Origin of the sequence: Chroococcidiopsis cubana SAG 39.79 (assembly GCF_003991895.1) — a bacterium.
GTDB classification, from domain to species: domain Bacteria; phylum Cyanobacteriota; class Cyanobacteriia; order Cyanobacteriales; family Chroococcidiopsidaceae; genus Chroococcidiopsis; species Chroococcidiopsis thermalis.
Window position 1 is genome coordinate 1 of the sequence record NZ_RSCK01000137.1, and the last position, 12,134, is coordinate 12,134.

A 12,134-nucleotide genomic window follows, 5' to 3' on the forward strand; every position below is an offset into this window, starting at 1 on the left:
ATCATAACAAGGACGTATTTGCTGCTTACAAGCAGAGTTTAGGCTTTATTTGGGCTTAGAACTTGTTTAAGTCCCGTTAGGTGTGTTGAAGGACTGGAATCCTATCATTAGGTTTTAAAATCCGTTTAATATTTCAGCGATCCTGCTCGACCACATTGTTTAAGTATTTGTTTTGCCGCAACTCGACCGGTTGGGACAGGGTCTCTTCATTTTGCAATGTCTCCACAGCATTAGGATGCGCTGCATTTTTATCAACGTTGAATGCGCGCGGTGGTCGCGTGTGAACTCAACGTTTTGCGGAAAAAGCGCTCAGTGGCTTTGCCATCCCGCTTGGCACTCAGCATAAAGTAAGCGCGTATTCCCTGCCGAATCCACGCCACGATAAAGATACTTCCACTTTCCCTTCACCTGAACGTACGTCTCATCGACTCGCCGCGAGTCGATCGTTGGATTCAAATGCGGGTGGATTCTTTTGTTCAATTGGGGTGCATAGTTCAGTACCCATCGGTTGATGGTGGAGCGACCCACGATGATTCCCCGTTCTGCCATCATTTCTTCTAAATCTCGGTAGCTTAAGGGATAGCGGCAATACCACCGCACGTTCAGTAGGATGATTTCGGGCAGACAGTGTCGCCACTTAAACAAGAACTGAGCAGCCATTTAGATTGAAGTCAGAGAAAATTAAACCCTCTTACTCTATCATTTTTGCGACAGAACCAATATTCTTGAGTCGATCGTTTACCGACTCAATGAGTGCGCATTTACGCAGTAGAATCTTGTCAATCGATTTTGGATTAACCCCACGATTAAAATCGGGGGCTTGGAATAATGACGCTACGCATTTTTTGATGAGCCATAAATGAATTTAGGGGCTTGAAACCAAGTATTTTAGATTCTAGATTTAGATTTAATCCAAAATCCAATCGGAAATTGCAAAACTGACTCGATATCCTCCGTGCGCCAATTCTTGAGCTAGCGCAATCATTTGATTGGTATGTCCCAGAAAAGGAAGTGAGACAAACATTATGTGTTCTTTCATAACTGTCAAGGGGTAGCTCTTGTAAAGAATGGCAAGACTTGCAGTTGAAAGCAAAGTTACCAATACCGAGAAAATTTTTGCGATCGAACATACATTTTAGATTATACTTACCCAAGTCAATTGCAATCGTATTCTTTCATAATCGATAGTTGTTCTTTTAGCAGTGTAAAATGATGTGAGATCGAAATTTACATCGACTAATTTCATAACAAACTTGCATGATATTATCGCGTGCAAAACTCGTCAATTCTATGGAAGTACTCAGTCTTGCGTATCTTTCTCAAGCCTTCCCATATTTGTACCCTCATCAAACTCTCGCAGGCGATCGACCGCGTCACTGACGTTATCGGTAGTTCTGGCATTTGGCTGGTCATTCTCTTAATCGCTATTGGGTTCTATAATGTTGTTGCCCGCTACATCGGACGAGCGATCGGAATCAGGCTGTCTTCCAATACATTAATCGAACTGCAATGGTATTTGTTTTCATTAATGTTTTTTCTCGGATTTGCTTACATTTTGAAGAGCGGCGCAAACGTCCGAGTTGACATTCTCTACACCCGCTGGAGTGAAAAGCGACGGGCGCTGATAGATTTTCTCGGCACGGTCTTTTTCTTGATTCCGTTTTGCGTTTTAGGCATTTGGGTAAGCATTAACCCTGTCTTGCAGTCGTGGGGACTTTTGCCTGACGGTACGTGGGGGAGTTGGGAGCTGTCTTCAGATGCAGATGGCTTACCACGAGCGCCGATCAAGACAACGATTATTGTTGCTTTTGCCACGTTACTCGCTCAAGGAGTTTCGCAAGCTATCAAGTATCTGGCGATTTTGAAGGGATACACGCAGGTCGCCCAAACTATTCAAGAAGACGCAGAACAGTTACCGCTTGAGTAGACTGCTGTGTTCTGATCGCCTACAATCATCTGAATCAGTCTGGCGATTGTGCCAAAAAGCAGCGCGGCTGGCAACGCTGAAACATTACCTTTTGAGCAGAGAAACTATGGGCTTTGAGTGGTTGGCGATCGCCATGTTCGTTGGCTTCTTTTTCATTCTGATAAGCGGCTACCCAGTGGCATTTTCGTTTGCGGGGACGGCGATCGTTTTTGGCGCGATCGGCTGGCTCGTGGGAGCGTTCGATCCCAGTCGGCTGTTACTGTTGCCGAACAACTGGTTCGGTACTATGTCCAACTTTACCCTGTTAGCAATTCCGTTTTTTGTCTTTTTGGGTGCAGTGTTAGAAAAATCGGGACTGGCAGAAGAACTGCTAGAGACGATTGGAATTCTACTCGGTTCGCTGCGGGGTGGGGTAGCGCTGGCGGTGATTTTTGTCGGCACGCTGCTGGCAGCGACTACAGGCGTGGTAGCAGCCACGGTAATCGTCATGGGAATGCTTTCCTTGCCCGTGATGCTGCGCTATGGCTATGACAAGCAATTAGCAGCAGGGGTAATCGTCGCAGCGGGGACGTTGGCGCAATTAATTCCCCCTAGTTTAGTGCTGCTGGTCTTGAGCGATCAATTGGGCGTGTCGGTGGGCGATCTATTTCTGGGAGCGTTGATTCCAGGATTAATGCTAGCGGTAGCTTATGCCTTATATGTTTTGGTACTTGCCTTTTTCAAACCTAGTATAGCTCCTGCCCTACCACTGGAATCTCGGCAAATTGGCAAAGCGGCACTGGCGCAGCAGGTGTTGAAAGCAGTCGTTCCACCCTTACTACTTATTTTTGCGGTGCTAGGTAGTATCTTCTTTGGCATTGCTACGCCAACGGAAGCAGGCGCCGTGGGGGCAGTGGGAGCCTGTGTGTTGGCTGCGCTCAATCGAAAATTAGATTGGACGCTGATTAAAGCGGCTGGTCACTCAACGGCGGTGGTGACAGCGGTAGTGTTGACGATCTTATTTTGCTCGTCATTCTTTGCCGTCGTTTTTGATAGTTTGGGTGGCAAAATCTTGATCGTAGATCTATTAGTGAATTTACCTGGTGGCAAGATTGCTTTTTTAATTGTTGGTAATATTGTGATTTTTATTCTCGGCGTATTCTTAGAATTTATCGAAATTTGTTTTATTGCCATGCCGCTGTTAGTACCTGCCGCGCAGCAGTTGGGAATAGATATGGTCTGGTTTGGGGTGGTGATGGCAATTAATTTACAAACTGCCTTCATTTCGCCCCCTGTCGGATTTTCCCTGTTCTATTTGCAAAGCGTTGCACCAAAGGAAGTTCGCACGATTGATATTCACAAAAGCGCGCTCCCCTTTATGGTGTTGCAAATTGTGGTGTTGCTGTTGGTGATGCTCTTTCCCCAAACTGTGCGCTGGCTGGTCGATTTGTCGGCGAAGCCAGTTCTATAACTTGAGTTTGGCGTAGTTGTAGCGGGCAAAGCTACCTTCGTTGATGTTGTTCCAAGCGTAAACGCGATCGCGGAACTGCTTCCATTCCGCAAAAATGCTCTTAAAGTCAGCATCTTTAGCTGCAAATTCGTCAAACAACTTAAAAGACGCTTTTTCTGCCGCTGCTAAAATCTCGTTGCTATAGGAGCGCAGCGTCGCGCCGCTCTGAAGTAGCCGTTGGAGCGCTTCGTTATTACGGGCATCGTAACGAGCTAACATAATCGTGTTTGCTTCAAAGGCTGCCGTTGCAACCGCTTCCTGATATTCAACTGGTAGTTTCTTCCATTCATTCAAGTTGATCTGCACTTCCAGCGCTAGTCCTGGTTCCCACCAGCCAGGGTAGTAATAGAATTTAGCGACTTTGTGCAGTCCTAGCTTTTCGTCATCGTAGGGACCGACCCACTCAGCCGCATCAATTGCTCCCGTTTGTAATGCCTGAAAAATTTCTCCACCAGGTAAAGTCTGTACCGTCACGCCTAGTTTGCCCATCACCTGTCCCCCCAGTCCAGGAATACGCATTTTCAACCCTTGTAAGTCTTTCGCTGTCAAAATTTCCTGGCGAAACCAACCACCCATCTGCGCGCCCGTGTTGCCTGCGGGAAATTGAATCACGCCAAACTTACGAGCATAGAGATCTTGTAGCTTTTTTAAACCACCTGCTTCATACAGCCAAGCGTTCTGTTGTTGAGCGTTCAAGCCGAAGGGTAAAGCAGCTCCAAAAGCGGTAGCTGGGCTTCTACCCACGTAATAATAAGCAGCCGTATGACCGCATGGTACTGCGCCTTGGGACACCACATTCAGCACCTCTAGTGGCGGAGCTAGCTCGCCCGCAGTACGCGGTGTAATCTTAAACTTGCCTCCCGTGATCGCAGCTAGGCGATCGGCAAATGTTTTAGCGCCACCAAAGATGGTATCTAAAGATACGGGCCAGCTCGTTGCCATCTGCCAGTTAATGTTGGGTAGGGCTGCATTCGATCTTGATACTGTAGTCGTTCGACAAGCTACCACTCCACCCGTAACGGCACTAGCGATCGCATTTTGCAAAAATTGTTTGCGTTTCATGCTTGACTCCTAAATTACTCCAGTGATGCTTGTTTAAAGGCAGTATTATCGGGCAACATCATCTGCCAGTCACGCAGAGTTTCTATATCAACCCTAGAATCAAGAAGTTCTCCATCGAGCAAATGCCCTCCCGAAGTGCGATCGCTTGTAATGAAGTGAAAGTGATAGCCTGCCACGTTTACACCCTTGAGGTATTGTGGCATCCGAAATCCCACTAACGTACCGCGCACATTCCGCAGCTCAAAGATAGCAGCCTGCTGACTCACTACATCACTTAAGGGCAAATAAGGCGGTGATTGTTTCGGTACGCTCCTCACTTTCAAATAGGGAAAGTTACCGCGAATGCGAATTGCATAGGGTAAGTTTTCTGTGGGCAGGCGTGCGTCAATCTGTTGCTGCAATTCTAGATAGTTCATTTGCCCATTTAAACGTAACGAGTCCTCTGTGTGGAAAAACGCTACAGTCGCAAAAGGCGTTTTCACCTGATCTGCAACAGGATAAGCAACGCCATCGGTTTTAACATAATAAAACTTGCCATCAAGTCCGACCAGTTCTCCATCTAATCCGTCAACAGTTCCTAAGCCAAAGTCTCCGTGCTGTTTGAGTTGGGCAAATGTTGCAGCTCCTTCATACACCCCAAGGTTTAAGGCTCCCAAAGTAGAAACCTGAAATCCTGAAGCAAGTTGCCGAACTTGCTGGGAATATGCAGGTAATAGGCTAAGTACAATGGCAGCGAGCAATAGCGCCAACCATAAATACCGTTTTAGCTTCACTGTCTTTTCCTCATTATTTCATTGAACTGATTTTGTTCATTCAACTGATTTTAGGAACGGGCGTTCTCGTTTGTTGTAAGTTTTCCACCACATTCGTGTCTGTTTGAAATTGCAGCATAACGAGCGGAGATCGATCAGGATTGTTTGTCCTCACGCAGTTTTTACGACAACACAGCCGGAAACAATCACCTTGACGGAGTTTGACCGATCGCGCTGACGTTTGGATCGAGGTCGTCGCCATTGTTGTAGACATAATTAAAAGCGCCTCGATCGTCGAGAAGATGAGATCGCAAGAACAGTCCACTCCAACGTGCGATCGCTTCTGTTGCCGTACCTTGTTCGAGGGTAGGTCGATTGGGATCGCGTGTAGCGTTATCTTCATTAGTAATGCCATAATGATTGGCACCCTTGACTGCAATCAACGCTTTCGGTGGGTTTTGAATCTTGACGTAAGTTGATGCCGCTTCACCAAAATCAGCAACACCATCGAGCGTACCTGCAATTAAGCCAACCGGGATATCTTGATTGTCTATAGTTGGAAACGCTCCTGACGAAGACCGGAAGTTAGTACCGTAGAATATACCTGCCTTCAATTCAGGCGGTCGAGTATAGTTACCCGAACATACCGCTGGAGCGCAAATATTTTGAATCGCAGCTAATCCAGCATATCCGCCAAACGAGTGTCCCAAGAGTCCTAGCTTTTCTGTATTCACAATTTTAAAAATCGGTGAACCAGGAGCGGCATCTTCCTCTTTCATTTGAGCGAGTACATCATTCACTTGTTGTTGTTCTGCCAGAAGTCCTGTAGTCGTTTGCCCATCTGGATTCGTTCTAGTACGTTCGTTGTTAGGAACAACAACGACAAACCCGTAGCGGGCAACAATTTGTGCATAGTTAGAATAGTCCGCTTTGTCTACCAAGGCTCCCTGTAGCATCAGGACGATTGGTAGCCGCTCAGCTGTTGATGGCACAACGGGATAATAAACATCTGCCAGATCGCCATCGGCTGCGATCGTTGTCGTATAGTGCTTCACTCGATCATATAGTGGCTCGGGGCTGAAGCTGGTTGGTTCTGCTTCCGGTTCTCCTAGTGCTGTTTCGGTAACGTTAAGCGATCCATCAAGATCGAAGACCAGCTTTTGCGATCTAGATAGCTCACTTGCTAAAATTTCAATTCGCGGATTTTGTTGTGTTTCTATCGTTTCACGATTGATAGATGCGTGTTTTAAAGCAAAAATTAATAATTCTTGTAACATCGCAAAAACTCCTTAAATAGATGGTTTTCAGTATTTCAGCTTGAGATGGAATTACGATCGCTGACTTAAGGAAAGCTGGTTCAAGTAAACACTCCAGAAATTAGAAATCTGGTTCTGTTACTAAAACATGCTTTTTTGTAATTTCATAAATCGATTTTTTGCGGACGCAAAACACCTATCCGTTCGCTTAAACCCCGTGAAGTTGTGCAAGAAATCTATAGCTTGTTACTAGGATATTATGCTGTGCGATGTTTAATGTTTCAACTGCTCAGCAATCTGCCATCTCTTCCTTACGCTTGGGATTTACAGGATCGCTCAAGGTTATTTGGCGAGCAATTGGTGGCTTTCAAGAGACTCCACCAGAACAACTCCCTTTTTTTACTCCAAGCCAATTCAGGAAATTCTAGGGGAAAAGATTTTCCCCAGACAGGCTAGAAGCGATCGAGCGAGTTGTCAAAAAAACACGCTCCAAGTTCTCAGCAAAAAAGCTAATACACAAGGAAGCAGGATTGAAACTCAACCCGCTAGTTTTTTCTATTATTAATACTGCTTAGGGTTTAACCAAGAAGTATTGTACTCAGTCCGCTTGGCCATCGCTTTACATAGAACTAACGCAGCCTCTCAGCTATCTCAGAGTTTTTCTTCTAAAATCATCTGCACCCCTCTAGCAGGAGCAAAAGAAACACCTCGACGCACAGGATATTCAGGCTCTCGATCTGCCAGCGCTAATCGATAACGAGACAGCATTGTCGCTAAGACTAATTTCATCTTAAATAGTGCTAATGCTTCCCCAATGCAACGACGCACACCGCCGCCAAAGGGGAGAAATTCATAACGAGAGAACTGTCGTTCTAAAAAGCGCTCTGGCTTAAATAACTTAGGTTCTAGATAGATATCTGGGCGCTGATGAGTTAGATAAATACAGCCATAAAGTCTGATTCCAGGTTCTAGGTTATAACCCATCAGTTCTACAGGTTCATTGACCTCTCTAGGATTGGTGAGAACAGCAACGGGGAAAAGGCGTAGGGATTCATGACAAACGGCTGTGAGATAGGGTAACTGCACAATGCTTGTTGGATCTGGAGATCCTAAGCGATTGAGTTCCTCCTCCAACTTCTCGCCAACCTGTGGATGACGATGAATCGCATACAAAGCCCAAGCGATCGCGCTGGCGGTTGTGTCTTGACCCGCGATCGAGAGTGTAATTAACTCATCATGTAATTCAATATCGGTCATCGGTTGACCTGTTTCATCGCGGGCTGAAATCATTAAACTCAGGATGTCTGAACCAAGCATCTGATTGTGATTGCGGCGATTCTCTTCGAGATAGCTTCGCTTCACGCGGATTTCAGCGTACACCAGTTCGCCGATCTGTCGTTGCAGAGACCGCAAGTATCCCCAGGGACTTCGGGTTCCCCAATCCTTTTGTAAAGACGGGAACAAGAGCAAACCGCCAATGAAAGGAGATTGCAGTGAATCGGTGAAGTGAACCAAGAGCGACTTGAGATGATTGAAACGGTCTTCTTGGTGAATCCCAAAAACGACTTTTAGAATGACTTCTAAAGATATCTCCTGTGCTAATTCACGGGCAGAAAATCGAGTGCCAATCGACAGCTTCCTCATTGATTTGTCAACTCTTTCACAAATCAACTGTCCATAAGTTTGCATCCGTTCTCCATGAAAAGGCGGCATTAACAACCGACGCTCTCGGCGATGGCGAGAACCTGACAACGTAAAAAGAGAGTAATCTCCAGCCAGCGGTTGCACGTGTTGGTTTGGTGGCGCAATAAATTGCTTTGTGTCATTGGCAAAAATGTGCTGTAGTGCTTGAGGATTACTGATGAACAAAACAACATCGCGATCGCCAATCACAGGAGCGTTAAAAATGTCCCCGTAGCGCTGTGCGGCATCCATATAGGCAATCGAGTTCTGTGCGTACTGGATTTTTTGCAGCCATCGAGGAGCTGGCGAACCATCGGGAAAACGAGGTTTTGAAATCATTGGTTTCAACTTAGAGCAAAAGCGCTAATATAAGGCAATGCAATCAATATAGAGCATTTGTCATTGAAAGTATTTGCGACGCGATCGGTCGCTCTGTCATAAGCTGAGGAAAAGTCAGCTTAGGTGCGCCCAAAAGTTTTGTCGATGACTTTAGCTTGAGTGTCGCCATAGATATCCACAATGCTACAGTAAACGACTTTTGACGCTCCTAATTCTTGAGCAACTTCCATCACGGCGCGGGTTCCCTCTACGTTTACCCATCCCATTTCGGCCGCATTTTGCTTCAGTTACTAGCACTTTCATAAGGCTTTTTCGTAGATTCGGTAAGTTTTATAAATCTTACCACCAGAGGCTTCGGTTAGCTTACGAGAGGGGAAATTGTCCTCGAAAATGTATCCTAATTCGGCTCTTTTATAGGGTTTGCCTTTTTGGATTCCCCCTTTCATTCCTAGATAAATCAAAGCTAAAGCAACCATCTTACGGCGATATTCTGGTAAAGAGCAAATTACAATTACTCTTCCTTGGTCAATCTGACGGCGATACCAAAGAAACTTGAGAATTCCTAACCAATTAAACTTTCCATTGAGATGTTTTAGTGCAATGTTGTAGTCAGGTAAACCCATGAAAAAACCAATCATTTCCCCGTTGTATTCCGCGATGGGGAAAACATCTGGGTCTACAAGGCTTTGTAGTTCATTAGCTTCTTCCATGAATTCTGCCTCGCTACGCGGGGTAGAACTCCAGTTATTGGCAAAAGCACGGTTAAAAAGGTGATAAATAGCGATCGCATCAGTCTCGAATCCTTCACCTTTTGTCCTGATGGGACGGAAGTTTACCCCTGATTTACAAGCAATTCGATAAGCTTTTTCAAATTCTGTTGGTAAGGGTTTGTCTAAGGGGAAATCATAGGCGTAGGCATCTTTGGCTTTGTGCCAGCCGTCTCGTTCGATAAACTCTGGATAGTAGCGGGGATTGTAGGGTGTCATCATCATTGGTGGTGAATCAAAGCCATCGACTAAAAAGAAACAGTTGTTATGGGTAGATAAATCAATTGGTCCCCGAACAACTGTCATCCCCTGCTGTCGCAGCCACTCACAAGCGGTACTTAGTAAAGCTTGAGCTACTTCAAAATCTTGAATGCACTCAAAATAACCAAATAATCCGACATTCTGACCTTCTTTTTCAATCAAATGCTGATTTACAGTCGCCACAATTCTTCCCAACGGCTTCGCACCTTTATCTTGAGATACAGCGATAAATTGCTGTAGCTTCCCATAATTGAAAAAGGGATTGGTTGGAGTAAATTGCTTAGCAATACTGCTGCGAATGGGTGCTACCCAATGAGAATCGTTGGCGTATACTATTGATGGCACATCCAGAAACATTTCATTTTCTTCTGGAGTGGTGACAGCGTGAATTTGAATTGAAGATTTAGTTAACACCACGTTGCACCTTGGTTGACTGACAAAATTTAGGAAGCATAAGAAAAAGTCCGAACTCGAAACTTGCGTTCAAGAGATTTTTGGGCGCGTTTTTTAGAGGCAAACGCTATTTGTGGGTCGGCATCACCGGAGAAATAAAAGGTAGAAAATAATCTCCAGCCGCGATACACCAAAACTCAAATCAAACAATAACGGTTCCATAGCATACTTGGGTCTTCGACTTTGTTAAACTGGTACACTTTGAATAAATCAGCTTATTCGTAAACCAGGGGTCGCCCTTTCAGGGTGTTGCATTCAATATTGAGTCTGTTGAGTGGTTGAAATATCAATAAGTAGCCAAACAAAACTCCAAATGGTACAGGTGACACGAATGTTGTCGATGTAAAGAAAGCTGCTATTGATGTCATATTTGCCATATCCGAGCGTTACTAGAATCCAGACTGCCGAACGATACAGTATCTACAAAATCAGCTTATTTGCCAAAAGTATGTTAATAAGAGCGAAAATTGCTACCGAACCATTAGTAAAAAACTTTGTTTTGTAGAAGATGACTGAAAGTAAAGTGTTAGTTATTAAAATTATAATACACCAAAAAATATGCGCTTTCAAATTATTTTTATTGAATTCTGATTTAATAATTTCAAATTTCATCATAGTCTTCTTAAAGTTTTGTAAATTTACCCAATCAAAATTAAAATCAACAATTGTCAAAAAGTTGATATCCTGAGCCAAGTATAATTTGCATATTAAAGATTTTGAAGTGATTGCATAACTCTATTTAATTGACAAAAAGCTTCTGCTCTCTATAGATTTTGCAGAAGAGTTTGTTTTTTTGTAAAGTCTTGAAACTACTGATAATCCGTAGCCACGTGTTATTACTATTGACCAAAATGCTGTTTGATTAAAAACAATTGTTACTTTGAAGAATGAATGGTTGGTTAATCTTATAAACTACGGCAGAAAAAGTCTCTTAATAATAGTTCTGTCAATCCTTGCTTAAATTTCAGTTTCAGCAGTTCTATCCATTTGCGTTTAAATTCTGGATGCGCTCTGGGAGAGTAAATGAACAGAACCTCATAGCGTCAGATCGGCAAGTCCTAACATCCCCTTAATCGGCAAGGATTTATCTATTGCTACGAAGTTACCTTCGTAACTATTAATTATTAAATTCAATTGCACGAGTAGCCGAACATTAGTGCTGAGTACTAAAGCCTAGGTCAAGAAGTATTAGTGCTACTACCGCAATTGTCGTGCTAATAGCAGGTTAAATTAACACAGTTGTGAGAAAAGCAAACTTAAAAACATTCACGTTTACTTCCCCTGATAGTAACTTATCTCCTTGCATCTTTCCAAAAACTTAATAATCTTTTGTTGCTTAGCAATACGCTTATTACGATGCCAGATGTATAGAAATAGCCCCATACTAATACTGCCAATAAAAGTAAGTAAAAGAAACATGTCTAATTGCAAAGTAGAATTTGATGCTGATTTGGCAAGCGTTGATTTGCTACGATCGATCGCTTTGGGCTGCTGGCTATTTTTAAGCTGACTATTTTTAAATTGACACTTCCAAGAATTTTGTGTTTCTTGTACACATACCCAATTTAGCCTCTTTTCTTCTTTTTTCACATGATGTAGCGCTCCAGCACTCAACGCTTTTGGTACTGGAACTATTAGAGCCGAAGTAGCTAAACAAAATGCGATCGTTTTAAATTTAAATTTCATTTTTTCCTCCAATAATAAGTACTAAATCTGCGCTCGATACTTTGAGAAGTGTCATCACTTAAATGGGGATTGAGAAGTCATTTAGAAAGATGTCGGTTTCAAGTAAGAAATGGAGAAAGGTCTTTGCAGATACCTCTGAACTAGTAATTGCTTTTGAGTTCTTGAAACTTGGGTTGAGAGTAAGTAGATTCTCTAGATGAGGTCAGAGCGATCGCTTTTCGGTTAAAACCAAAAGTACAATTTTATCTGCGATACTCGCTTCTCCAATCTTGGGGTATTGTCCCGTGACGAAACTGGCGGAAGAAAGGAGCTGCATATCGATCGTCTTATCAGTGAGTAGTGACTCTAATCCAAAGCTAGCCGGGCGGATGTCGCGAACCCTGGTTGACTGACAAAAGTGGGGATAAGGGGAGGCATAGCCCTTGATTGAAGGGCATTCCACGTCGTAGTGTAACTGGT

At 43.9% G+C, this 12,134-nt stretch carries 11 protein-coding genes and 1 pseudogene; 2 read left to right on the forward strand and 10 right to left on the reverse strand.

The annotated features are described in order from the left end of the window. Window positions 1–69 precede the first annotated feature (69 nt). Together DSM107010_RS34360 and DSM107010_RS42605 are read right to left on the reverse strand one after the other, a co-directional pair. Window positions 70–660: pseudogene (locus DSM107010_RS34360) on the reverse strand (IS6 family transposase); the annotation flags it as partial. Window positions 661–907: 247 nt separating this feature from the next. Then, a complete protein-coding gene (locus DSM107010_RS42605; RefSeq protein WP_146138905.1) occupies window positions 908–1,039 on the reverse strand; it encodes a glycosyltransferase family 1 protein in 132 nt (43 codons plus the stop codon). A gap of 294 nt (window positions 1,040–1,333) precedes the next feature. On the opposite strand from DSM107010_RS42605, the gene DSM107010_RS34365 reads away from it, so the two are divergent. Both DSM107010_RS34365 and DSM107010_RS34370 read left to right on the forward strand, forming a co-directional pair. Then, window positions 1,334–1,927, forward strand: coding sequence for a TRAP transporter small permease subunit (locus DSM107010_RS34365; protein WP_106171699.1), 594 nt, complete (start codon window positions 1,334–1,336; stop codon window positions 1,925–1,927). Window positions 1,928–2,033: 106 nt separating this feature from the next. Next, entirely contained in the window at window positions 2,034–3,377 is a 1,344-nt protein-coding gene (locus DSM107010_RS34370) for a TRAP transporter large permease (protein ID WP_106168360.1), read from the forward strand. Here the strand turns inward: DSM107010_RS34370 and DSM107010_RS34375 are convergent. The 8 genes from DSM107010_RS34375 to DSM107010_RS40970 form a co-directional block, all read right to left on the reverse strand. Then, entirely contained in the window at window positions 3,372–4,478 is a 1,107-nt protein-coding gene (locus tag DSM107010_RS34375) for a TRAP transporter substrate-binding protein (RefSeq protein WP_106168359.1), read from the reverse strand. The genes DSM107010_RS34370 and DSM107010_RS34375 overlap by 6 nt on opposite strands. A 14-nt stretch (window positions 4,479–4,492) precedes the next feature. Further along, on the reverse strand, window positions 4,493–5,251 hold the full coding sequence (gene budA / locus DSM107010_RS34380; protein ID WP_106168358.1) for an acetolactate decarboxylase: 759 nt from the start codon (window positions 5,249–5,251) through the stop codon (window positions 4,493–4,495). Window positions 5,252–5,436: 185 nt separating this feature from the next. After that, window positions 5,437–6,507: an alpha/beta hydrolase family protein gene (locus tag DSM107010_RS34385; RefSeq protein WP_106168357.1), complete on the reverse strand. Its 1,071-nt coding sequence runs from the start codon at window positions 6,505–6,507 to the stop codon at window positions 5,437–5,439. Between the two features lie 630 nt (window positions 6,508–7,137). Then, window positions 7,138–8,508 carry a cytochrome P450 gene (locus DSM107010_RS34395; RefSeq protein ID WP_106168356.1) on the reverse strand — a complete coding sequence of 457 codons (1,371 nt, stop codon included), beginning with the start codon at window positions 8,506–8,508 and terminating at the stop codon, window positions 7,138–7,140. A 119-nt stretch (window positions 8,509–8,627) separates the two neighbouring features. Next, complete coding sequence (locus DSM107010_RS34400; RefSeq protein WP_127025121.1) at window positions 8,628–8,774, reverse strand: NAD-dependent epimerase/dehydratase family protein; 147 nt, start codon at window positions 8,772–8,774, stop codon at window positions 8,628–8,630. Window positions 8,775–8,807: 33 nt separating this feature from the next. Next, window positions 8,808–9,893, reverse strand: a complete 1,086-nt coding sequence (locus DSM107010_RS34405) for a hypothetical protein (protein ID WP_181246409.1) — start codon at window positions 9,891–9,893, stop codon at window positions 8,808–8,810. 1,368 nt (window positions 9,894–11,261) lie between these two features. Then, window positions 11,262–11,675 carry a hypothetical protein gene (locus tag DSM107010_RS34410; RefSeq protein WP_106168353.1) on the reverse strand — a complete coding sequence of 138 codons (414 nt, stop codon included), beginning with the start codon at window positions 11,673–11,675 and terminating at the stop codon, window positions 11,262–11,264. 202 nt (window positions 11,676–11,877) lie between these two features. After that, on the reverse strand, window positions 11,878–12,134 hold a 257-nt coding region (locus tag DSM107010_RS40970; protein ID WP_206751850.1), incomplete at its 5' end, for a hypothetical protein.